This window comes from Winogradskyella ouciana, from assembly GCF_965284585.1.
Lineage (GTDB): Bacteria > Bacteroidota > Bacteroidia > Flavobacteriales > Flavobacteriaceae > Winogradskyella > Winogradskyella ouciana.
Genome location: NZ_OZ260095.1, coordinates 205356 through 231403 on the forward strand (window position 1 = coordinate 205356; position 26048 = coordinate 231403).

Annotated in this window: 16 protein-coding genes; 8 read left to right on the forward strand and 8 right to left on the reverse strand. The window is 36.5% G+C overall.

Annotation, left to right across the window (positions count from 1 at the left end):
* The first annotated feature begins 3 nt into the window (after positions 1–3).
* Positions 4–1335 (forward strand): vanadium-dependent haloperoxidase, encoded by a 1332-nt coding sequence (locus tag ACQ65V_RS00920; protein WP_430466541.1) that lies wholly within the window; start codon positions 4–6, stop codon positions 1333–1335.
* Between the two features lie 4 nt (positions 1336–1339).
* On the opposite strand, the gene ACQ65V_RS00925 is transcribed toward ACQ65V_RS00920, so the two are convergent.
* Positions 1340–1702 (reverse strand): CoA-binding protein, encoded by a 363-nt coding sequence (locus tag ACQ65V_RS00925; RefSeq protein ID WP_430466542.1) that lies wholly within the window; start codon positions 1700–1702, stop codon positions 1340–1342.
* A 105-nt stretch (positions 1703–1807) separates the two neighbouring features.
* Between ACQ65V_RS00925 and ACQ65V_RS00930 the strand changes: the two genes are divergently transcribed.
* Positions 1808–4282, forward strand: a complete 2475-nt coding sequence (locus ACQ65V_RS00930) for a TonB-dependent receptor domain-containing protein (RefSeq protein WP_430466543.1) — start codon at positions 1808–1810, stop codon at positions 4280–4282.
* 373 nt (positions 4283–4655) lie between these two features.
* Here the strand turns inward: ACQ65V_RS00930 and ACQ65V_RS00935 are convergent, their stop codons facing one another.
* The 5 genes from ACQ65V_RS00935 to ACQ65V_RS00955 form a co-directional block, all read right to left on the reverse strand.
* Entirely contained in the window at positions 4656–5033 is a 378-nt protein-coding gene (locus ACQ65V_RS00935; RefSeq protein ID WP_430466544.1) for a DUF2200 domain-containing protein, read from the reverse strand.
* 103 nt (positions 5034–5136) lie between these two features.
* The gene (locus tag ACQ65V_RS00940) at positions 5137–6048 is read right to left on the reverse strand and encodes a TolB family protein (protein ID WP_430466545.1); all 912 of its coding nucleotides are present in this window, start codon (positions 6046–6048) and stop codon (positions 5137–5139) included.
* Between the two features lie 152 nt (positions 6049–6200).
* Positions 6201–6665, reverse strand: a complete 465-nt coding sequence (locus tag ACQ65V_RS00945) for a VOC family protein (RefSeq protein WP_155089320.1) — start codon at positions 6663–6665, stop codon at positions 6201–6203.
* Between the two features lie 155 nt (positions 6666–6820).
* Complete coding sequence (locus ACQ65V_RS00950; RefSeq protein WP_430466546.1) at positions 6821–7594, reverse strand: toll/interleukin-1 receptor domain-containing protein; 774 nt, start codon at positions 7592–7594, stop codon at positions 6821–6823.
* Between the two features lie 102 nt (positions 7595–7696).
* Positions 7697–8707, reverse strand: a complete 1011-nt coding sequence (locus ACQ65V_RS00955) for a 3-oxoacyl-ACP synthase III family protein (RefSeq protein ID WP_430466547.1) — start codon at positions 8705–8707, stop codon at positions 7697–7699.
* Positions 8708–8862: 155 nt separating this feature from the next.
* Here ACQ65V_RS00955 and ACQ65V_RS00960 point away from each other — a divergent pair, with 155 nt between their 5' ends.
* On the forward strand, positions 8863–11307 hold the full coding sequence (locus ACQ65V_RS00960; protein ID WP_430466548.1) for a prolyl oligopeptidase family serine peptidase: 2445 nt from the start codon (positions 8863–8865) through the stop codon (positions 11305–11307).
* A 119-nt stretch (positions 11308–11426) separates the two neighbouring features.
* Here ACQ65V_RS00960 and ACQ65V_RS00965 read toward each other — a convergent pair whose 3' ends face one another.
* Positions 11427–11894 (reverse strand): phage tail protein, encoded by a 468-nt coding sequence (locus ACQ65V_RS00965; RefSeq protein WP_430468601.1) that lies wholly within the window; start codon positions 11892–11894, stop codon positions 11427–11429.
* A 309-nt stretch (positions 11895–12203) separates the two neighbouring features.
* Between ACQ65V_RS00965 and htpG the strand changes: the two genes are divergently transcribed.
* The 3 genes from htpG to ACQ65V_RS00980 all read left to right on the forward strand — a co-directional run bounded on the left by htpG (position 12204) and on the right by ACQ65V_RS00980 (position 16561).
* Entirely contained in the window at positions 12204–14111 is a 1908-nt protein-coding gene (gene htpG, locus ACQ65V_RS00970; protein WP_430466549.1) for a molecular chaperone HtpG, read from the forward strand.
* Between the two features lie 123 nt (positions 14112–14234).
* Positions 14235–15884, forward strand: a complete 1650-nt coding sequence (locus ACQ65V_RS00975) for a serine hydrolase (protein ID WP_430466550.1) — start codon at positions 14235–14237, stop codon at positions 15882–15884.
* 92 nt (positions 15885–15976) lie between these two features.
* Positions 15977–16561 (forward strand): Crp/Fnr family transcriptional regulator, encoded by a 585-nt coding sequence (locus ACQ65V_RS00980; protein WP_412560251.1) that lies wholly within the window; start codon positions 15977–15979, stop codon positions 16559–16561.
* Positions 16562–16812: 251 nt separating this feature from the next.
* Here the strand turns inward: ACQ65V_RS00980 and ACQ65V_RS00985 are convergent, their stop codons facing one another.
* Positions 16813–23280 (reverse strand): T9SS type A sorting domain-containing protein, encoded by a 6468-nt coding sequence (locus tag ACQ65V_RS00985; RefSeq protein ID WP_430466551.1) that lies wholly within the window; start codon positions 23278–23280, stop codon positions 16813–16815.
* A 188-nt stretch (positions 23281–23468) separates the two neighbouring features.
* On the opposite strand from ACQ65V_RS00985, the gene ACQ65V_RS00990 reads away from it, so the two are divergent.
* Positions 23469–24641, forward strand: a complete 1173-nt coding sequence (locus ACQ65V_RS00990) for an NAD-dependent epimerase/dehydratase family protein (protein WP_430466552.1) — start codon at positions 23469–23471, stop codon at positions 24639–24641.
* A 330-nt stretch (positions 24642–24971) separates the two neighbouring features.
* Positions 24972–26033 (forward strand): hypothetical protein, encoded by a 1062-nt coding sequence (locus tag ACQ65V_RS00995; RefSeq protein ID WP_430466553.1) that lies wholly within the window; start codon positions 24972–24974, stop codon positions 26031–26033.
* Positions 26034–26048: the final 15 nt, after the last annotated feature.

Consider the following 26048-nt stretch of genomic DNA (forward strand, 5'->3'; position numbering starts at 1 on the left):
GTCATGAAATTAAAATACTATTCAATTCTCCTGGGTATTCTTTTCACATGTTTTTCCTGTAGCAAAGAAAAAGAACCTATTACAATAACTACTGATGATTATCATGCAGCCGTTGACAAGTTGACAGAAGTTATGGTTCATGATATTTTCTCTCCACCTGTAGCCAGCAGAATTTATGTTTATCCAAATATTGCAGCTTACGAAACCTTAAATCAAAATAGCAGTACCTATCAATCTTTAGCTAATCAACTTAATGGATTGGATAATTTAGATACTGAAAACACTGCCGAAGCATCGAACTTACAATTAGCTTCTGTTATCGCTTATATGAATGTGGCCAAAGAATTGGTCTTTTCAAAAGAACGTATTACAGCTTACAGAGATAGTTTATACAACCATTGGAAAACTCAAAATGAAGACGAGTTCAACAGTGCTAAAAACTACGGTTTACAAATATCCGAGCAAATTATCGCTTGGATGAATGCAGATAATTATGCAGAAACCCGAACGATGCCAGATTACAATATCTATACCGAAGACCCATCGCAGTGGGAACCTACTCCACCTGCGTACATGAAAGGTATAGAACCGCATTGGAATAAGCTAAGACCATTTGTATTAGATTCTGCAGCACAATTTAAACCTGCAACACATCCCAAATTTTCTTTGGAGGAAGGTTCTGCGTTTCATAATGAATTGATGGATGTCTATAATCTCACCAATGATATTAGAGAAAAGGGAGACGATAGTGAAGAAATTCAAATTGCAAGGTTTTGGGATTGTAACCCTTTTGTTTCGGTGAACAAAGGACATTTTATGTTCGCAGAAAAGAAAATTACACCTGGTGCACACTGGATTGGTATTTGCAAAATTGCCTGCAAGGATACTCAGGCTGACTTTGAAAAAACAGTGTATGCCTACACAAAAACTTCGGTTGCCATAGCAGATGCTTTTATAAGTTGTTGGGATGAAAAATACCGAAGCAACCTGATACGTCCCGAGACACTAATCAACAAACATATTGATTTAGAATGGGCTCCTATTTTACAAACTCCACCATTCCCAGAATACACTAGTGGTCATTCTGTGGTTTCTGGCGCTTCTTCTGAAGTGTTAACAGACATTTTTGGTGATAACTTTGCTTTTAATGACACTACCGAATTGCCTTATGGTCTGCCAATGCGTAGCTTTAGGTCCTTTAGGTTAGCTGCCCAAGAAGCCGCTGTGAGCCGTTTGTATGGCAGCATTCATTACAAAGCCGCTGTAGAAATTGGATTAGATCAAGGTATTAGTTTAGGGACTTTAGTCAACGATAGAATTTCGTTTTTAAAATAATCGCCTAATACTGTCCTGTTCCTAACAATACCAAGGTACAAGCCACTTCATAATTTATATTATTCTGCTTGAGTAAATTATAAAATTCAGGATTTTCTGTACCTGGATTGAAAATAACACGCTTAGGGTTTAAACCAACCACATAATCATAATACATCGACTGACGCTTTGGGTTGAGATATAAGGTAACAGTATCTATATCCTTGTAAGGCATCAGTTCAGTATCTATTTGTACACCGTTGACTTCTCCTGCTTTTAATCCAAATGCTTTTACCTCATGTCCACGGCTTTTAATTCTATTAATAGCAAGGTTAGAATAACGTGCCGGATTCAATGAAGCTCCTAATACAAGTGTGTGTTTGCTCATAATGTTAAAGAAAAGTTAAGTTGTGTTAAAAATGGTAACATGATGTAAATATAGTCGTCTAGTCATTAATAATTCATCAATCAATCTAAAAAAATCAATCAAAAAATGAGACATTTATTGCTCTTATGTGCTATAATTTTTTCTTTTTCAGCACATTCGCAACCCAATTCAAATTCAGAAATTAAAGACGGCTCTATTTCAGGACGTGTATTAGACGCTCAACTCAACCAACCTTTACCCTATGTAAACGTTATTGTTAAAGACGCTTCAGGTAAAATTATTACAGGTAGCATTACAGATAGCGATGGTACTTTTGAAATAAAGAAAATTCCGGAAGGCACTATTATTATTGAAATCACCTTCATTGGTTATGAGACCATTTCAAAGCAAGAAACCATTGGAAAAGACAACTACGATATAGAAATGGGTAACATTATGCTAGAGGAAGATGCCGAAAGTTTAGACGAAGTTACCGTTGTTGCCGAAACCTCTACGATTCAACAAAAAATTGATCGAAAAGTGGTTAATGTCGGTAAGGATTTAACCACTTCTGGCCCAACCGCTTCGGATATAATGAACAATATTCCGTCAGTGAATGTTGACCAACAAACTGGTGATATTGCCTTAAGAGGTAACCAAAACGTACAGGTAATGGTCGATGGAAAATTATCGAATATTCCTGCGGCTCAATTATTAAAGCAAATCCCTTCTACTTCTATTAAGCAAATTGAACTAATTACTAACCCATCAGCAAAATATAATCCAGAAGGCATGAGTGGTATTATTAATATCATTTTGCATAAAAACGTGAATATTGGCTTCAATGGAAACGCTAATGTTGGGCTTAGTTATCAGTTAGAGCCAAAATTCAACAGTTCTATTGACATGAACTATAGAAATGGAAAGCTTAACTTTTACGGTAGTTATGGCAATAATATTTCAGACAATAGAAATACTGGTCTATTAGTACAAACCGATAATGATATATCTCAAACTTTCAATTTTTTAGATGAACGTAATTCGCATTTATTTAAAGTTGGAGTCGATTTTTATATCAATGACAAGAACACATTTTCGGTATTTACCAATCAAAATGTTTTTGATGGTGGAACCTTAGGCGAAACGGTAACACGTTTTGAAAACAACCCATCTAATAATCTAAGTCAAAGGTTTTTGAATGAGAATGAAAACAATAGTCAACAATACAATGTTAACTATAAGTTAGATTTTGACGATGAAGGCCATCACATTGAGCTCGAGGTAGATCATAATATCTTTGACAATGAACTAGAAACACTTAACCGTTTTGCGGGTTCTGGATCTAGACCAAATTTTGATGAATTCACGGATGTTGACCGTAATAGAACAACGATAAACTTAGATTACGTAAATCCTTTATCTGAAACATCGAAATTAGAACTGGGTGTACAAGCAAGATTATTCGATAATGCCATTACATATAACTCTGATGCCAGAGTAAGAAATGAGTTTGGTGATTATATACCAACCTCAACAGCTTTCGATTACGAAAGAAACATCTACTCAGCTTATGCAACCTATGGCAATAAAATAGAAAAATGGTCGTATCAAGTTGGTGTAAGGGCAGAAAGTGTACAAGTAGATGCTTTAGCTATTGATACCGATTTAACCAATAATACGTCAACGGATTTTCCTTTTGAAAACGATTATTTTCAGGTGTACCCTTCAGCATTTGTAACTTATAACCCATCAGACAAAAATTCTTATCAGATGAGTTATAGCAGACGTGTAGATCGTCCAGGTGTTGGGCAGGTAAATCCTATTCCAGAGTTTAACACGCCATTAATATCCCAGTTTGGTAATCCTGAATTAGAACCACAGTTTACCAACTCTCTCGAGGTTAACTATACAAGAAATCTTGAAAAAGGTAGCATCACAGCTGGTGTATTCTATAGACTTATTGAAGATGAAATTAACCAAGGTGTATTTGTAGATCGTTCGGATTTAGGTTCTGGTAGAGTGATATTAACCAACGATAATTTTGATAATACTTCTGCCTACGGATTTGAACTATCCAGTAGTTATAGACCAACAAAATGGTGGAGTCTTAATGCAAGTTTTGATTTATATACACGTAAGCAAACCGGTTTTGCAGAATCTTTAGACCCAACAATAGTAAATCCTACAGAAAGCGATATAGAGATCAATAATGTTGAAGTAACCAATATGATATACAACTTTAGAGTCTTTAACAATTTTAAAGTAACCAAAAGTCTATCCCTTTCTGCTTTTGCCATGTACAGAGGACCAGACACAGGCTTAAATTTTGAAATGGACCCAATGTACTTCGTCAATTTAGGAATGCGTTACAGTTTTCTTGAAGAGAATAGAGCAACCTTTAGTCTAAACTTTAATAATGTTTTTGACACACAAGAAATATTCATTACTAGCGAACGACCATTTAGACAAGAGGTTGAGTTTATGCCTGAATTTAAAACCATCTTCGTTGGTTTATCCTACCGATTTGGTGGCAGCAAATACAGAGCAAAGTCTCGTAAACAAAGAGACAACAATGAAAAATCTGGAGGCGGATTTATATAAAAAATGTTAAAAACTGTCAAAATTGGCACAAAACTGTCACAGTGTGTATGGTCTTAGTGTCTATATAGTAGAGAACATAGCTTATATTTAATAGTTTACATAAATAGTTGATGGTTAGTGTTAATGTTTAGCTATTAAATAAGAAAACCCTGATAACTGAAAAGTTCATCAGGGTTTTTGTTAAAAAGGCGTTAAATATAATAAGGCATGAAATAAAACCGAAAGTATTACGTCTAATAGGTGAGATAAGTTTTAAGTAATAATGGTTATAGAACTAATTGTTTTATAATTTAGTGTTAGTTAAAGTTGGTTAATAGCTGAAAAAGCCCAGACATTGTGTTTGGGCTTTTTTTTGTTGACTCTAACACTAGTTTTATTTTTTTTCTTCTCGTAATATTTTTTCCATTTTACGGCCTCTTGCCAATTCATCAATCAGCTTTTCCATACGTCTGCATTGTTTATAGATTTCAAATTCATCTTCTATTTCTTCAATACGGTAACCACAAACCACTCCTTTAATTAAGTGAGCGTTAGGATGTATTTTCGCTTTTTGAAAAAATGTTCCAAAAGTTACTTTCTCATCAATAAGGCTTTGCAATTTTTCTTCGTCGTAACCTGTTAACCATTCTATAACTTGGTTGAGTTCTTCTTTTGTTCTGCCATTTTTTTCCAGTCGATTTAAATATAGTGGATAAATGGAAGCAAATACCATATTGGCAACTTGTTCATTTTTTTCGGGTGTAACTTTCATTTTTATTGGAGTTTAATATTTAATGGTTGGTGTTAGCACGTTTTTGAAGCTTACTATGAGAAATCAGCTAGGATTTTATATCCTGTATTAGGTTAGCATATTACTATTTTTTCCAAACAGGACTTTCATTTCTGCTATCAGTGTTCGTTAGTTGAATCCGTTCTTTTGTATTGATGTTAATTTTCCAAATATTGTAATTTCCTTTACTTCCCGCTGTATAAACAAGCCATTCTCCGTCTGCTGACCAATCTGGCGAATAGCACTCAATACTATCATTGGTGAGATTGTACAAATTTGTTCCATCTGCATTCATTATGAACAAATCCCAATTATTATCATTGAGACCATAAAAAGCGATTTGTTTTCCATTGGGCGAAAATTTTGCTCCAGAATCATATCCCACTTTGTTGGTAAGTCTTCTCTCATTACTGCCGTCTGAGTTCATTATAAATATTTCTCCATTAGCAGCGTGAGACGTATCCAAAGAATCACGCAACTGTCTTGTAAAAATAATTTCTTCACCATCCATAGACCAACTAGGACTTTCTTCGTAAGATGTATTTTTTGTTAATTGTCTGATATTAGAGCCGTCTTTGTGCATCAGATAAATATTTCTAGAGAGAGAATCCCTATCACTCATAAATACAATAGTCTCTCCATCGGGTGAAATCCTAGGAAGCACATCAGATGCTATATGATTTGTTAACCGTGTTAGATCAGTTCCGTCGGATTTAACAGTATATATCTCTGCATTGCCATCTCTTTTTGAATAGAAATAAAGGCGTTGTCCATCTCTAGACCAAGAAGGACTAAAATCTAGAGAGTCATTTTTTGTAATATTTCGCAGATTCTCTCCATTTATATCCATTATATAGATTTCAGAGTTTCCGTCTCTATCTGTTACAAAAGCAATTTCTTGGGTTGATGATGGTGTCTCATCATGTAGCACTTCCTTTTTACCTTCTTTACACGAAGTAAAAATTAAAAGACATATTAAAAATTTAAATGTATTCATAGGTTTCTATTGTTGTTAATGGTTTTGGCTATGAGTGGTCGCGGGTTTGCTTACGAGGAATTTCCGAAGGAAATTTATATGTAGAAACACGCAACGATATTTGATTAAGCACTAAACCGCAATTATATTTATAGATTGTTATGCTTAGGCTTTTAATCGTTACTTTCTGCAACGCTGTTTACTTCAATCCAATATCCATTTGGATCTTGAAAAAAGACCTGCTTAATTCCGTCAGCTCTAACATTTATTTTATTCACATTTCCGGGCCAGTCACTATATTCAACTTTCATAGATTTCAGTTTAGCAATTAATAAATCAAAGTCAGATGTAGTCAAAGCCAAGTGTACTGCCTTATTCGTCTTTATTTCATCTTTAAGAATGGAAATCAGATGCAATTCTTTTCCTTCTCCGAGCGACAACCATCTGATTCCTTCAATTATTGTTCTATTTGTAATTTCGTTTAGATTGAGCACATTTTTATAAAATTCGGCAGATTCGTCAGAGTCTTTGACTGATAAAGCAATGTGATTGAAATTGACGGAAATTTCATTCTTATCTTGTCCTGATACAAATCCGCTCGATAGGATCAAAACCAGCAGAGCAATAAGTTTTTTCATAATTCTATTGTTAATGTTAGTTAGATTTCAGCTTGCGCACAACCGCCTCGGCTATGTTTTCGTTACGAAATGGTAAGCGAGTATCACTCTGCAACAACCATAAATTTAACAAAAAGGTTTGGAATTTAGCTTAGTTCATTGTTGTGAGTAGTTTTTTAATTTTCAGATTCTAACATTTCGGAATAAGCTTCCAACATTCTGTTTGCTAAATCCCATTTTCCATTCATTTCAAGAAGTAACCCGAGAGGATGGGCACCTTTTCTTTGAATTTTAGCTATAACCCAAAGTAAATATCCTAGAGTAATCGAAACATCACCCATTCTGAAAGCGTAGACATTGTTTATTGGTGCATATTCTGGATGGTCAGTATTTTCTTTCTCAATATCTTTCCTTAAATCATCGCTTTTAGCTTGTAATGAGAATTTCTCAATTTGTTCTTTGTCTTGTTTGAATTGCTCTGCTATTTTTCTTGCTTCTTCAAGTTCAGCTTTTAGTTTATTCAGTTCATCCTTATTTTCTGGAATTATTTTTTTACTATCGGGAAGACTTCTTAAAAGTAAATTTAGTTTTTTATCATATTCCTCTTCATTCGAGAAGTCTCCGTAAAACTTTCCTTTTAAAAACCCAGGAAGTTCTACATCTTCAATTATAAGCGGTAAGACAACTACTCTTTTTTCATCTATCTCTCTGTTGGAAGCAATTTCAATTTCTTTTTGCACCCAAGTACTGTCAATTGAGGCTTTAGAAAGTACTACAGCAACAAAGTCAACAGAGTCTAGTCCTTCACGAATTTTTCCAATAAGAGAATCACCAATATTTATTTCAGCTTCGTCTATCCATACAGTATGACCATAGCTCATCAAATCAGATGCTAATTTTCTGACGAATGGTTTGTCTTTACTATTATGACTCAAAAATATTTTACTCATCTATTTCAACTTACTCACAACTCGTTGATAACAAGATACTTTAAAAATAGCAAAAAATTAGAGTTAATTGAATAATGGTAACTGAATAAACGGTTTAAGAAGTTACCAATTTATAATCACACTTCCCCATGTAAAGCCACTACCAAAAGCCGCCAAAACAACAGTATCTCCTTCTTTTATTTTGTCCTCTTCCCAAGCTTCGGTCAGTGCAATAGGTATAGATGCTGCAGTCGTATTACCATAACGCATAATGTTGTTATAAACCTGGTCATCCGATAGCTGGAATTTTTTCTGTATAAATTGGGCAATACGCAAATTCGCTTGGTGCGGAATCAGCATATCAATATCTTCCTTTTTGAGATTATTTTGCATTAAGCCTTCCATAATCACCTCACTAAAACGTACTACGGCATTTTTAAATACAAACTGGCCGTTCATGTATGGGAAATAGCTTTCGTCATCTTTATTATCATCCTCAATAATATCGGTGACCCAACGTGTACCCATACCAGGTGCTTTAACCACCAATTCTTCGGCATGCTCTCCTTGGCTGTGCAGATGTGTGGACAATATACCTTTTGAGGTGTCTTGCTCTCGCGTTAACACCGCTGCTCCTGCTCCATCTCCAAAAATCACGGAAACTCCGCGTCCGCGAGTGGTTTTATCCAATCCATGGGAATGCAGCTCACTACCAATCACCAACACGTTTTTATACATGCCTGTTTTTATAAAATTATCAGCTACGGAAATGGCATACACAAAACCAGAGCATTGGTTACGTACATCCAATGCGCCAACGGTTTTAATATCCAAGGCATGTTGTACTTGCACACCAGGACCAGGGAAATACATATCTGGGCTCAACGTGGCGAAGATGATAAAATCAATATCGTCCTTATCGATACCAGCACGTTCTATGGCAATTTTTGCAGCCTTTACTCCCATGGTCGCTGTGGTATCTCCATCACCTTCCTTTACCCAACGACGTTCCTTTATACCTGTGCGTTCTGTAATCCACTCGTCATTGGTGTCCATCATTTTAGACAGATCGTTATTAGTTACCACATTATCAGGAACATACTTTCCTAGGCCTATTATTTTTGAATTGTACATTGAAAATCTTATTAGATAGATAAATATAGCACAAATTTACTACTTTAATTGTTTAGCTAATTTTCAGAATATTAGTCTATAAATTTAACATCTCTATCACATTTGCTGGTTTCATTTTTCCTTATCTTCAAGGCGCTAATCAATTTTCTTAAAACATGAAATCATTCATCAAATTATTCGCATTATTATTTTTATTAAATGGCTATGCGCAACAGAGCTTAACGTACCAACAACCATCAGAAGAAATTTTAGAACTGGCAGACGTAGAGTTGGCGCCAGGAGTACAAATTGACAGTAAAGGAGAGCACATGGTGCTACTCTACCGCAATCAGTACAAATCCATAGCAGAACTATCTGAAACTGAAATGCGACTGGCTGGTTTGCGTATCAATCCCGTCACCAATATTGGAAGCCGAACCAATTACTACACCAATTTAAAAGTTAAGAAAACCACGGACAAAGAGGCCAAACAGGTTATGGGCTTACCTGAAAACGCAAGGCTTTCAGGCTTTAGTTGGTCACCAGACGAAACTATGATAGCCTGTTTAAATACCACCTCTAAAGGTGTTGAAGTTTGGGTGTTAAACATCAAGGACGCCAAAGTCACCAAGCTTACAGATGCCAATGTAAATGCCAATATGGGCAGCACTATTAACTGGTTTAAGGACAATGAGCATCTTTTGGTGAAAATGTTACCAAGCGACAGAAAACCATTGATAGACACAGCTATTGCTGTACCAACAGGACCAACAGTTTCCGTAAGTGATGGAGCAAAAGCGCAGAACAGAACCTATCAGGATTTATTAAAAACACCTAATGACGAAAAGAATTTTGAACAACTCGCACGCTCTACAATCAAAAAAGTGTCAATAAATGGAGATGTTGAAGATTTCTTACCAGCAGATATGTATCGTGGTATAAGTTTTTCACCAGACGGTAACTATGTCATGGTGACCACTATAGACAGACCGTTCTCATATTTAGTAACTTATACGAGATTTCCTTACGAGCAGACCATTTACGACAACAAAGGTAATGTGGTAAAAACCGTGAACACCGTACCTTTAGATGAAGTCCGCCCCAAAGGTTTTATGGCAACACGAATAGGAAAACGAAGTTTAAACTGGCGCGCAGACCAACCTGCAACATTGGTTTGGGCTGAAGCTTTGGACAAAGGTGACCCAGAAGTTGATGTAGAGTACAGAGATGCCGTCTATCAACAAAAAGCACCATTCACAGGTGACCCAAAGCTATTGCTAAAAACAAAACAACGTTTCTCAGGTATTTCTTGGGGAGATGATAACACAGCGATAGCTTATGATTACTGGTGGAATACCAGAAACACAAAGCAATATCTGTTTAACCCTTCAAAATCAAATGAAGCAAAAATTATTGTGGACAGAAATTACCAAGATGTGTATAGCAATCCTGGAAATTTTGTGAGTTCAAAAAATGAATTTGGTCGTTATACATTAACCAAAAATGGAAATAGCCTTTATTTAATGGGACCTGGTTATAGTAAGGAAGGTCAATTTCCTTTTATTGATGAATACAATATAAAAACTGGAGAAACCAAACGTTTGTATCAATCGGAATATACAGATAAGCTTGAAAGCTTGAATTCTGCCATTGACATGAAAACAGGTGATATTTTAGTTCGAATTGAATCCCAAACCGAATACCCGAATTATTACATTAGAAATATTAAAAAGAACAGCTTAACACCAATAACGGATTTTGAAAACCCTTTTAAAAGTTTAGAGGATGTCGATAAACGCGTTATCAATTACAAGCGAGATGATGGTTTAGATTTGGATGGTACATTATATCTTCCGTTAGATTATGAAGAAGGTAAAAAATACCCAATGATTCTTTGGGCTTACCCTCGTGAATACAAAGATAAAGCCAGTGCTGGGCAAAGTACGGCTAACCCTAATGAATTTGTTTATCCATATTGGGGCTCGCCTATTTATTGGGTGACTAAAGGCTATGTTGTTTTAGATGATGCGGCTTTCCCAATTGTTGGCGAAGGCGAGGATGAACCTAACGATACCTTTAGAGAACAACTTGTGGCTAACGCAAAAGCGGCCATAGATGCTGTTGACAAATTAGGTTATATTGACAGAGACCGAGTAGCTGTTGGCGGTCACAGTTATGGCGCATTTATGACGGCTAATTTATTATCGCATTCCAATTTGTTTGCTGCCGGAATCGCCAGAAGTGGTGCTTACAACAGAACATTAACGCCATTTGGTTTTCAAAGTGAAGAGCGCAGCTATTGGGATTCGCCAGAAACCTATTATACCATGTCACCATTTATGCATGCTGACAAAATGAAAACACCTTTACTATTAATCCATGGTGTTGCAGATAATAATTCCGGTACGTATCCATTGCAAAGTGAGCGTTATTTTAATGCGCTTAAAGGTTTAGGAGCACCTGTAAGATTAGTAATGCTTCCTAAAGAAAGTCATGGCTACAGAGCCAAGGAATCCATAATGCACATGCTTTGGGAACAAGACCAATGGCTAGACAAGCATGTTAAAAACAAAGAAAAGAAAGAAGAAAAAATTGAGAATGAAGAGACCATAAAGAACTAGTGGTTTTTATTTAGACAGTCTCAAAAGTGAAATAATTCTGTCTTTCTGAATAAATCTTAGGTCATAAAAAAAGCTGATTATTATAAATCAGCTTTTTTTTTTTAGTCGATAATGTTTCTTTAACTTCTCGAAGGAAAAGTACCAGTAAGGCATATAATATAGTGCATTCCTAAATAAGGTTGCAAATTATTTGAAGACTGCCCAAGGCCATTAATAGTATTTGTAAACGTACTATTAGCCTCACTTCCGGTTGTTAAAATAGCCTTTGCACCTTTTTCAATGGCTCCTCCTTTTAATTCACTTGCCTCATAGGCAGGAATCCCGTAACTCATAGCGGGAATGTTGCCTACAGTTACGACATTGGTTTCTGTTCCACCAGTTTGACCCATTCGATAAGATGATAATCCTGGTCCTGTTCCCGGACCAACAGGAACTCTTCCTCTTAAATCTGGTAACGCAAATGTGGTTCTACCATCGCCTCCATACGTGGTTCCTAAAATACTGAATAAGGCGGAATGCTGACTGATAGAGAGCATTTGACCTTCACACAAAGCCCATCCTCTTGGCGCAAAATTTCCAGCAAACATTTTTACTTCACCTATAAAACCAAATTGGTCATAAGTTGGTTCTTCTTCTGTTGTAAACCCAAAACAAAGGGCAACAATTAAACTAAGTAATATTTTTTTTGTCATAATACTATAATTTGGTTAGTAGTATTCAATATACAACAATCAGAACTAATGCTATTAAAGAGTTACTAAAAGAGCTGAATTCATTCTGCCATCTTGTCACAATTGTAGAGTTGGTATTTTATTTGACTATTGGTTAAATGAAATTAAAACACAATGTAAACAGATTCCCATTTTTATGGGAAAGACTAAAAATAAATTTTTATCATGGCAAAAGGAAACATTAATGTATCGGTAGAGAACATCTTTCCGTTAATTAAGAAGTTTTTATACTCAGATCACGAAATCTTTTTACGTGAGCTGATTAGTAATGCGACAGACGCAACTCTAAAGTTAAAGCATCTAACAAGTATTGGCGAAGCCAAAGTAGAATATGGCAACCCAATCATTGAGGTGAAAATTGACAAGGAAGGCAAAAAACTTCACATCATAGATCAAGGTATAGGTATGACAGCTGAAGAGGTTGAAAAGTACATCAACCAAGTTGCTTTCTCTGGTGCTGAAGAGTTTTTAGATAAGTACAAAGATGCTGGTAAAGACGCAGGAATCATTGGTCACTTTGGTCTTGGGTTCTACTCTGCTTTTATGGTAGCTGATAAAGTTGAAATTATCACTAAATCTTACAAAGATGAACCTGCAGCACATTGGACCTGTGATGGTTCGCCTGAATTTACCTTAGTAGAAGCAGACAAAAAAGAAAGAGGTACAGAAATTATTCTTCATATTTCTGAAGATGAACAGGAGTTCCTAGAGGAAGCTAGAATCCGTGAACTTTTAACTAAGTACAATAAGTTTATGCCTATTCCGATTAAATTCGGAACTAAGGAAATCAACGATCCGGATTTTACTCCAAAAACAACGAAGGATAAAGATGGCAAGGAAACTACTGAGCCACATAAGCAGATTACGGTTGATGACATTATCAACAATCCTGATCCGGCTTGGACAAAGCAACCTGCAGATTTAGAAGACGAGGATTATAAAAAGTTCTATAGAGAACTTTACCCAATGCAATTTGAAGAGCCGTTGTTCAACATTCATTTGAATGTAGATTATCCATTCAACTTAACGGGAATTCTGTATTTCCCTAAGATGACGAATGACCTCAACATTCAAAAGGATAAGATTCAATTGTACCAAAATCAAGTATTTGTTACTGACAACGTTGAAGGTATTGTACCAGAATTCTTAACCATGCTAAGAGGTGTGATTGATTCGCCAGATATTCCGTTGAATGTTTCGCGTTCTTACTTACAAGCTGATGGAAACGTAAAGAAGATTTCATCTTACATTACACGTAAGGTTGCTGATAAGTTGAAGTCGTTATTCAACAATAACCGTGAGGATTTTGAAAAGAAATGGGACGACATTAAAATCGTTATTGAATACGGAATGTTGTCTGAAGAGAAGTTCTTTGAAAAAGCAGATGCATTCGCTCTATACCCAACGGTTGATGGCAAGTATTACACTTTTGAAGAATTAACCAATGCCATTAAAGCAAAGCAAACTGATAAGGATGATAAAATGGTGATTCTGTACGCATCTAATAAAGATGAGCAACACAGTTACATCCAGGCGGCCAAGGACAAAGGTTACGAGGTATTGTTATTAGATTCACCAATTGTGAGTCATTTAATGCAAAAGCTGGAAACATCTAAAGAAAATATATCATTTGCTCGTGTAGATGCAGACCATATCGATAACCTTATTAAGAAAGATGATACAACAATTTCTAAATTATCTGATGAGGAAAAAACGAAGTTAGATGAGTTATTGAAAGACGTTGTACCATCAGAAAAGTTTATAGTACAATTAGAAGCTATGGATAGTTCTGCCTCACCATTTATGATTACGCAACCAGAGTTTATGCGTCGTATGAAAGAGATGCAACAAACTGGAGGTGGAATGTTTGGTATGGGCAACATGCCAGAGATGTACAATCTGGTAGTCAACACCAATCACGATTTAGTGAACGAAATCTTGAATACCAAAACACGCAAAAAACAGGAGCGTTTAATTAATCAAAGTTTAGACTTAGCACGTTTATCGCAAGGCCTACTTAAGGGTGAAGAGCTAACAAACTTTATTAAACGTAGTTATGATATGATTAAGTAGCTGACGCGCTGATGTATTCAGCATCCTACATATATCTAAACCACTTAGAAAACTCTAAGTGGTTTTTTTGTAACTTATTGGCAAATAAGTCGTCACACTTAAAACAATCAATCTTATAACATTATGAATCCAAAATTCTCTTTCTTAACTCTTGCCCTTTGTTTTCTTTTTACAACCACACAAGCCCAAGACCTAACCACACAATTTGATGATATTGTCTCAAAATACTATCAAGATGATATACCAGGTGCTACAATTTTAATTGCCAAAGACGGTAAACCTATTTATAGGAAAGCCGTAGGTAAGGCCAATTTGGAATTAGACGTAGATATGGTTCCTGAGAATGTATTTATGCTGGCATCTATCACTAAACAGTTTACGGCTGTAGCAATTTTAATGCTAGAAGAGCAGGGAAAATTGAGTTTAGATGATCCTATCACTAAATTTATTCCAGATTATCCCACACATGGTAAAACTATAACTGTCCATCATTTGCTTAATCACACCTCTGGAATAAAAAGTTATACAGGTATGGGAGATTTAGCCAAAGTAGCTCGTAACGATAAAACCTTGGACGAATTAATTGACTACTTTAAAAATGAGCCTATGGATTTCGATCCTGGTGAAGCATTTGCTTATAATAATTCGGGTTATGTCCTCCTTGGAAAAATCATTGAGGTTTTGTCTGGTGACACCTATGAGAACTTTATAGAGAACAAAATCTTCAAACAACTTGGAATGACAAGTTCTAGTTTTGGTAACAATAGAGAAATAGTTAAAAATCGAGTTGACGGTTACGAACAAGATGCTAATGGTTATGTGAACGCAAACTATATTAGCATGACCTTACCACACGCTGCAGGTTCCTTAACCTCAACTGTAGATGATATGCTAAAATGGCAAAATGCTCTAAAGAATAATACGCTAATCAAAGAAGCAACTTTCAATAAAGCGATTAAAGGCTCAGAACTTAATAACGGAGAACATATTCCGTATGGTTATGGCTTGGGAGAAATGAACTTAAAAGGCTCAAAAGGCTATACCCATAGTGGTGGTATTTTTGGGACTTCAACCAATGGTATTTACTTAATTGATGAAGATGTTTACGTTATCGGACTCAGCAACTGTAGCTGTAATGATATCGGAGCAGTTACAAGAAGCCTTGCAGCAGCAGCTATCGGCAAACCATTCCCAACCATGAAGGATGTTATTTCACTTTCTGAAGAAAAAATGAAACAATGGGTCGGTGCTTATGAATTTGAAGATGGAGCCATTAGACATATTTTTATGAAAGATGGAAAACTAAACAGTATGCGTGAATCAGAAACCAATACTGTTTTTGAAATTTTCCCGCTTTCTGAAAATCGCTTTATGTTTGAAGAAGGAAATATTGAATACAAATTCTCAACATTAGCAGATGGAAAGCGACAGGCCATCTTTATTACAGATTCCGAAAATGTAGGTAAAGAAGTTGATAAACCTATGCCTGAAGCCAGAAAAGAAATCACTTTATCCAACGACGTATTAAAACAATATGCTGGAACCTATGAAATAGCACCTAATTTTAATGTTGAAGTCACCGTAGATGGCCACCAAATTTTTGGACAAGCGACTGGGCAAGGTAAGTTTGAAATTTTTGCTGAAGACGAAACGACATTCTTTGCTAAAGTAACGCCTCTCAAAGTAAAATTCAATAAAGAAGATTCTGGAAAAGTTGAGAGTTTTACTCTTTACCAAGGTGGCGCAGAGACTGTTGCTAAAAAGATTGAATAAAGATTGTAATTCTAAGACTAAAACCACTTTGAGCTAACGAAGTGGTTTTTTTTATTAGAATTTTTGTAATTTTTCATTAATTAAATAAAAAAATGTCTGGTTCTCTTAGCCATATACAAAGGATATTTAAAGACGTAGAGCTCTCCAAAGTTGAGTTAGAGCTTATTGCTTCTGTGATGAGTCGTGTTGAATACAATAAAGGGGAAATCATCTTTAAACCCGGAGATATTGTTAATGATCTTTTCCACATCGAAACTGGTTGCCTTAGAACATTTTACATCGATAATAAAGGGAAAGAACACACCTTGCAATTTGGTATCAAAGATTGGTGGATTACTGATTTTACGGCATTTTTTACATCTTCACAAGCAATAATGACCTTAGAAGTTCTTGAGCAAGCTGTACTTTGTAAATTATCTAATTCTGACCGTGAGTATCTTCATGAGAATTCCCCAAAATTTGACACCTATATAAGACGAAAGCTCGAAAGTTCTTATGCGTACTTTCAAAAAAGAATAATTGCTGATTTTTCGTTGTCAGCAAAAGAACGGTATTTAAACTTTATACACACTTATTCAGATATAGAACGGAAGGTTAAAAATTACCATATTGCCTCATACTTAGGAATAACTACAGAAAGCTTGAGTAGAATCCGCAAAGAAATTTCTAGTATTTAGTTTTTATTATCATACATCAATTTTTATTGTATATAAAGCATTTATGTTTGCACCAAGATTGAAATTTAGATTCAACTGATAAACCCTAATTACTTATAGTTAATCTACCATAAATCGTATTCCCTTATGGTTAATAGCAAAAAGCACAAGTTTAATTTCTTGTGCTTTTTTATTTGCTTATGGTTTAGATTCATAAAAAAAGACCATCTCTCGATGGTCTTTTTCAGTATTAGCAAGCGGTTAATATACTATTAATCTAAAATCAATTTATGAGTAGAGCTTCCTCGTTCTGTATTAATGTTAACAACATAAATACCTGAAGCCATTCCACTTATATCCATTTGATTTGTTCCATTTCCGATAGATAGTTGTTTCACCATCTTACCTGTCATAGATACAATCTGAACCTTAACCTCACCAGTTACAGCGTCATCAATTACAATGTTGAATTGTCCTTTTGTTGGGTTAGGATAAATATTCAAAACTGAGACTTCATTGAAATCCTCAATAGACAGTGCTACTTGCGATTCGTATGCTCCAATATCTCTAGCAGCACCAAATACAGCTTGACCAATCTGATCTACAAAGGCATCACTAGGATCACCAGCATCAAACGCAGGAGAACCATCCAATAATTGATGAGTTAACGTTGTACCACCATTATCTTGTAATGGACCAACTACTGGGTCTGCACCTTCAATATCATTTGTTTGTGGTGTGAATACGTTTAAATCATCCATACCAATCAAATTATAATCATTAGAGGTTAATGTTCCTGAAACATCCATACCAGAAGCTGCAGTGTTTAAGGCTACAATGGTATTTTTTAAAGATACATTGTTAACGGCATCAATACCACCGCCATTTCCAGCAGATGTATTCATTGCAATTGTTACTGCATTAAAATCGAGACTAGCACCATTATTGGTTGCTCCACCACCAGAAACTGATGCAGCATTACCTGAAATTGTACTTGTCATTACCGTAGTTATCGCACCACTATTATTATAGATTCCACCACCTTCTCCAGCAGTATTATTGTCAATAGTCGACATAGTTACAGTCATCGTAGTACCGTTTTGATTCCAAAGTCCACCACCTTCATTGGCTGCAGTATTACCTGTAATTGTACTGGTTGAAATATCAATAGTTCCAGACATTCCTGTTACGTGGAATCCACCACCATTTCCAGGATTTGCAACACCAGCCATACCATCAACATTATTGTTCATCATAATAGAATTTGAGAATATTAAATTACCATCAATTAACTCAATTGCACCTCCAGCTCTATTCGCTGCGTTGGTTTCAAAAGTTGAATCTGTTATGGTAACATCTCCAGCTGTACTTAACAAGCCACCACCAGAAGCAGATACACCAGAAGCCACATTGTTTGATACAACAGTTCCGTTAGTTATATTTAATGTTCCTCCATTATTGAAGATTCCTGCTCCACCATCATCAGCCATATCACCTGTGGCAGAATTTCCATCAATTGTAACTCCATCTAAAGTCATAATTCCAGAACCATTCCAAAGTCCACCACCTTCTCTAGCAGCGTCATTTCCTATAACTAGACCACCTGTAATATTTGAATCACCAGGTCCAGTGATATGAAGTCCACCACCATTTCCTGGTGCTGCACCTGTACTATTTGTTGAAAGCGTAACATTGGTTAAGGTTAATAAACCTCCCATAGCAGAATTATCTTCAATTCCTCCACCTGCTCTAACAGATGTGTTGTCATTTAATTGTGAATCTGTTACAGTCAATGTTCCCATATCATTTAAGATACCACCGCCAGAACCAGCAGCTCCGTCGGCAACATTATTACTTATAACTGTATTGTTTTGAACAATCAGCGTTCCTCCAGCGTTGAAGATTCCTCCACCACCTTCGTTGGCAGCAGCTCCACTTGCAGTATTTCCATCGATAGTTGTACCATCAACAGTCATCATACCAGAGCCATTCCATAACCCACCACCTTCTAAAGATGCAGTATTACCATTAACTGTTCCTCCTGTTATTGTTGAATTTCCTGGGCCTGTCATGTGTAATCCACCACCATTTCCTGCTGCAGAACCTGTTGAATTGTTATTCAACATCACATTAAGTAGCGTGATTGTTCCAACGGCAACAGTAGAATTATCTTCAATTCCACCACCTGCTCTATTAGAAACGTTTCCTGTAATAGATGAATCTGAAACTGATACAGAACCGCCATCAACATTCTGAATGCCTCCACCAGAACCTGCAGATCCACCAGTATCGTTATTGCTAATGATTGCTCCATTCTGAACAATTAGTGTTCCTCCATTGTTGAAGATTCCTCCACCACCATTATCAGCAGCATCACCATTAGCAGTATTATTATCTATTGTTGTACCATCTACAGTCATTGTACCAGAACCATTCCATAATCCACCACCTTCAGAAGCAGCTATATTTCCATTAACTGTTCCGCCAGTAATTGTAGCATTACCTGGTCCAGTAATATGAAGTCCACCACCATTTCCTGGTGCAGTACCAACTGAATTGTTATCTAAAGTAGCATTTGTTAATATAATTGTTCCACTTGCAATTGAAGAATTATCTTCAATTCCGCCACCAGCTCTATTGGCTTGGTTACCACTTACTGAAGCGTTTAAAACCGATATAGTTCCACCGTCAACATTTTGAATTCCACCACCAGAACCAGCAGTTCCTGCAGCAAGGTTACTAGTGATCAGTGTTCCATTTTGCACAGTAACCGAACCTCCATTATTGAAGATTCCACCACCTCCATTATCAGCAGCATCACCATTAGCCGTATTATTTTCAATATTAACAGCATCTACGGTCATTAAACCTAAACCATTCCATAACCCACCACCTTCTGAGGCAGCAGTGTTACCTTCAACAGTTCCACCAGTAATTGTTACAGCACTGTCTCCACTTATGTGTAGTCCACCACCATTTCCTGGCGCACCAGCTCCTGTAACAACTCCTGTTTCATTTGAGTTTAAACTTACATTAGTAAGTATTACTGGTCCACTGTTATTAGCTTCAATTCCACCACCAGCTCTATTAGATGTATTATTCATAATAGAAATGCCGTTTGCCATTAAAGTACCAGCTGCATTTAAAATTCCACCACCAGTAGATTGTGCTCCGTCTGCAACGTTATTTGTAATAGCTGTAGAACCTGATAAATCTAGTGTACCACCTTCATTATAAATTCCGCCACCACCAGCAGCGCCTGGAGTCATAGCATCATTTCCAGATGCTGTATTTCCATCGACTGTGTGATCTACTATAGTCATTACTCCAGAACCATTCCATAATCCACCACCTTCATTAGCAGCGATGTTTCCATTTGTTGTACCTCCTGTAATATTTGTTGTTGCAGCTCCAGATACATGTAACCCTCCACCAGAACCTGGTGCAGCTACTGCAGGAGTGACTCCAGCATTATTTATATCTAAAGTTGTATTTACAAGGTTTAGTGTTCCACCTGCATGTTCAATTCCACCACCAGCTCTATTCGCTTGGTTCATTGTAATAGTAGAACCGTTTACCGTTACTGTTCCACCAATAGTTAGAATTCCGCCACCAGAACCAGATGATCCGTCAGCTATATTATTACTGATTACAGTACTGTTTTGAACCAGCATGTCACCTCCATTGTTGAAGATTCCTCCACCACCATCATCTGCTGATGCACCACTTGCTGTATTTCCGTCAATAGTTGTACCATTAACTGTCATTAAGCCAGTACCATTCCATAGACCACCACCTTCACGTGAAGCAATGTTTCCATTAACAGTACCTCCTGTAAAAGTTGAATTAGCAGCACCAGTAATATGAAGTCCACCTCCATTTCCTGGCGCAGGAGCAAAACTACCAGCATCGTTATTATTCAAAGTTGTATTTGTAACTAAAAGTGTTCCGTCAATGACTTCAATTCCACCACCAGCTCGTGTCGCTTCATTTCCAGTTATTAATGCGGCATCAATAGTTACTGTTCCATCTGTACTGAAGATTCCACCACCAGAACCAGAAGTTCCGTTAGCTTGATTATTAGACACTGTAGTCAATTGGTTGACAATTAGAGTTCCTCCATTATTAAAAAGACCTCCACCACCATCTGTGGCATCATTACCATAAGCAATGTTTGCGTTGATTGTAGAACCACTAACAGTCATTGTTCCTAGATTATTCCATAATCCACCACCTTCTTGAGCAGCTTCATTAGAATCGATATTACTATTTAATATATTAGCATTTGTAGTTCCAGATAAGTGAATTCCACCACCATTTCCTGGATTTGCCATAGCACCTAATCCGATATCTACACCTGCAGAATTTCCTGAAAGCGTTACGTTATCTAAAGTTAATGTACCATTAGAAGCATCTTCAATTGCACCACCAGCTCTACTTGCGTAATTTCCTGAGATTATTGATCCAGATGCTACATTTAATGTACCACCAGTATTATTGAAAATGGCTCCACCACGTCCACCTGGAGTGGCTGCCATTGCTATATTTCCTGTTAAGGTTGTTGTTGCATCTACATTAAGTGTACCACCATTATTGAATAATCCTCCACCTCCAGTGGCATCACCATTCGCAATGTTACCTGTGATTGTTGTTCCTGTAATAGTCATAGAACCTACACTGTTCCAAAGTCCACCACCTTCAAAGGCAGTATTGTTTGTAACAGCTCCTCCGTTGTAAACTACGTCTCCCATTCCTGAGATATGCAACCCACCACCATTTCCTGGTGCTGGTCCGTTAACTGTGTTTGCGTTTAAGTTTACGCCATTAAATGTATAAGTTTCTCCACCACTGCTAGCAATTTCAATTCCACCACCAGCTCTATTGGCTGTATTATTTTCTATTGTAAGGCCATCAATACTCAATGTTCCAGGGGATAAAGAGAAAATTCCTCCTCCAGAACCTAAAGCTCCGGATGCTGTATTGTTTGTAATTGTAGTTGTTGGAAGCACCACAAGAGCACCACCATTGTTAAAGATACCACCACCACCATCGTCAGCTCCGGCACCTTGTGCATCATTTCCATCTATAGTTGTTCCGTCAACAGTCATTGTTCCAGAACCATTCCATAATCCACCACCTTCTCTAGATGCTATATTACTATTTACCGTACCGCCTGTGATGTTTGAATTGGCAGAGCCTGTGATATGAAGTCCACCACCATTTCCTGGCGCTGAACCTGTTTCGTTAAAATCTAGAGTTGTATTATTAAGAGTTAAAGTACCTTCTACTAATTCAATACCACCACCAGCTCTGTTGGATGTATTATAAGCTACCCATGATGAATCTATTGTGACATCACCATCAGTACTAAAAATCCCACCACCTGAACCTGAAGCTCCATTGGCAATATTATTTAAAACTGTTGCGCCACTTCCTACAAATAAGGTTCCACCATTATTGAAGATTCCACCACCACCATTATCGGCCGCATCACCAGACGCTATATTGTCACTCACACTACCGCTAATAACATTCATGGTTCCTAAATTGTTCCATAGTCCACCACCTTCTGAGGCAGCAAAATTGTCATCTGCAGTTACATTGGTTAATGTAGCATTGGTTGTACCAGATAAGTGCAATGCACCTCCGTTTCCTGGATTTGGCATAATAGGATTTCCTAATCCTATATCAACACCTGCTGCATTATCTCTAAGTGTTACACCTGATAAAACTAATGTTCCACCTGAAGCATCCTCTATTGCACCACCAGCTCTACTTCCATAGTTTCCTGAGATCGTTAGTCCAGATGCTAAATTCAATGTACCACCTGTATTATTGAAAATGGCTCCACCACGTCCTCCTGGTGTCGCTCCCATTGCTATATTTCCAGATAAAATTGTTGTAGCGTCCACATCGATTATTCCTCCATTATTAAAAAGGCCTCCTCCACCTGTAGCATCACCAATGGCAGAATTACTAGTAATTATTGTACCTGTAATTGTCATTGTTCCAGATCCATTCCATAAACCACCACCTTCTTTGCCAGCGATGTTTCCATTAGCGGTTCCTCCTGTAATATTGGCATCACCTGCTCCAGTAATATGTAATCCACCACCATTTCCTGGAGCAGCAATTGCCGGTGAAGCACCAGCATTATTGTTATCTAAATTGACGTTATTAAGTGTGATAGCTAAACCAGCACCTGAATTGTCTTCGATTCCACCACCAGCTCTATTGGCTGTATTGTTGGTAATTTCTGAATCGTTAACCGTTAGAACACCACCTATGTCATTAAAAATTCCACCACCAGATCCAGCGGGAGAACCTGTTCCATTAGCAACATTGTTTGTTATTACTGAATTATTAATGGTTACGGTTGCATTGGTCATATAAATTCCACCACCATCATCTGCTAAACCATTGGTAATTGTTAAATCATTAAAAGTAACATTGCCTGCAGTTATATTAAATGCTCGACCATTATTATTGGCGTCAATTGTCACTGTTGTGACTGATGTACCATCAATGGTTAGATCTTTGTCAATTAATAATTCGCTATTCAATGTAACTGTAGATACACCTACAAAGGTTATTGTACCACCAGCGGGAGTATCTGCAATTTCGTTTCGTAAAGTTCCGTCTGTACCATCATCTGCGCCACTAGTGACGACCTGTGAAAAAGATAATGAAGTTGTAAAAATTGCTAAGAGAATAGCAATAAAGGTAGTTTTGTTTTTCATTTGGTAAGTTTTAAATTAAACGAATAGGTTGTGGTTAGTCTCTTGGGAAAGACATAATGCTTACGAGATAGTGCTAATGAGGGTTTTAAAAAAGTGTTATTTTAACATTATTTTAACATAATGAAAAAAGTGCTAAAGCGTCATCACCGACCATTATTTTCATAACTTTAGAATCTAAAGCCATTAAGATGAAAAAGCCAAACACAAGAAGGTCATTTATAAAAAAAAGTGCATTGGCAAGTGTCGCAATTCCGATTTTAGGCAGTAGTGTTTTGAATTGTAAATCGGATGCACAAACCAAATCAAATGATCTTAATAAAACTTCCAAAAAACTTAACATCTTAATATTAGGAGGAACAAGTTATTTGGGGCCACATCAAATAGCCTATGCACTTTCTAGGGGACATTCTGTTTCTACATTTACAAGAGGAAAAACAAAGCCGAGAATACACGCGGAATTATTTGACAAAGTTGAACAACTTATAGGTGACCGAGAGGATAATCTTAAAGCTTTAGAAAATAGAAAATGGGATGTAGTTATAGACAACTCTGGCCGTAAAGTGGAATGGACAAAAGCTACGGCTGAACTACTAAAGGATAACGTTGATTTGTATATGTACACCTCTTCAACTGGTGTTTATTATCCGTATTTAAATGGTAATCTAACTCCAGAAACAGAAGTTGCTTTAATAATGCCTGAAGGTCTCGATGAATATGAAAAGTACGAAATGGAATATGGTGTCATAAAAGCCAACTCTGAGTTAGCAGCAATAAAAGCGTTTGGCAAAGAGCGAACAGTCGTTGTAAGGCCAACGTATATGCTAGGACCAGGTGACAGAACGGATCGCTTTGTGCATTGGCCAGTACGATTATCAAAAGGAGGCGAACACATAATACCTGGAAAAAGTGAAGATTTAGTTCAGTATATAGATGTAAGGGATATTGCAGAATGGTTTATTAGATTGGCAGAAAATAATCAGCATGGCACTTACAATGGAGTTGGCCCAAAATCAAAGCAGACGATGCAAGAATTTATTAAGGAGGCTGCAAATTCTTTTGATGTTGAATCATTTTTTGTTATGATCGATGATTATGAGTTTTTAAAAGCCAATGACATGTATTATTCTATTCCATGGATACTCCCTGATAAAGAACATTATGGATCTGCTAGAGTTTCTAATGAAAAATCTATTGCTGCAGGATTAACCTTTAGACCGATTAGTACTATAGTCACAGACACCTTAAGTTGGTGGAATTCCGATAAAGTCGATAACGAACGAAAGACAAATTTCAATACGAATCTTGAAGCTATGCTTAAAAAGGAAGAAGAAATGATTGCACAATGGAAAGAGCGCAACTAGTAAATCCGTCCTATTGAAACAACATCCATCTCAAACTATTACCCACAACTATTAAAAAAGCGTCTAAAATTCTTCATGTGATAGCCCTAAAAATAGGATTTTGTAATTACATCGATTTTTTTTGAAAAACACTTCAACTTATAGTCAATAATTAACCATACATCTATTATTTAAACACCTAACACACAGTAAATTAATATATTATGTAATTTTCACTAAATCCCTATTTGATTATTTTTCCAGTTTATAATTGGAGAAAATTAAAAAATATTATGCACGCATAGGAAATTCAATATTTAAAATTTACCTTATAGCCGCCAAATAAATGCCATGAGTGAAAAGCTGATATCCAAAAAAAAGCCTGCTTATCCTATAAGTAATTGCCTATCCGATTATCTGAGCGAACAAGGCAGAAACATAAAAATTCCGATTTTTTATGATGACTTATTGCGCTTTCAAGGAGCAGTAGAAATTTTTGATAATGACGGTAAAGACACGTTATGGATCAGTTGTTACTACGCAGAATACGAACGTGACGAAATTGAGCACAGTCTAAAGCAAATGTATTCCATCTTACACTCTGATGGTAGTGATAATATTATTCCATATCTCAATATAGACAGTATTGATTTTTGTACGTTCGGTAACACCAAACCATTCAGAGTAAAGGTTAGAAATATACTTAACGACAACTATATTTTCCTCTATATAAAAAAGGCAGATGCTTCACGTATTTATGGTCTGGAATTAGAGCATTTATTATCACCGAATCATATCAATTTTCTGGTTCATAAAGACACACTTATAGAAGAACATATTTCTGGAATTCCGGGAGACACGTTTATAGACAACAATCTAAACACTCTTTCTGAGCAAGACAAGCGAGCACTAGCCAAAGAGTTTGTAAAGTTTAACGAACGCTGTTTTGTGCGGTTGTTGGCAGATATGCGCTCGTATAATTATGTCATTGTCATTACACAAGATTTCGATCGTGTGCAATACCGTATCAGAGCCATAGATTTTGACCAACAATGTTATGAAGGCAATCCAAAAGTCTATAAACCTCAGTTTCTAAAAGAAAATAATGCCTATGTGGAAATGACCTTAAATGTATTGGCAAAGGAATCCATAGAACAATACGAAAAGGAAGAACGTTCGCTATTGGCAAAACGTGCTACAAGTGAACATGAACGATTAGATGATCTCGTTAAATGTATGAAAGCCGACACTATTTCTACACCAGAAAAAATAAATGAACTACGAGCTGCCTTGTTCAAGTTAACTAAAGACGTTAACTTTAAAAAATCGAAAAATATGGGAGAGCTTCTAAGCACTGGCTTAGATTTTATTACCAGAAACTATATCAACGAAAATCCATATCTCATCAAATAAACCGACCAATCAATC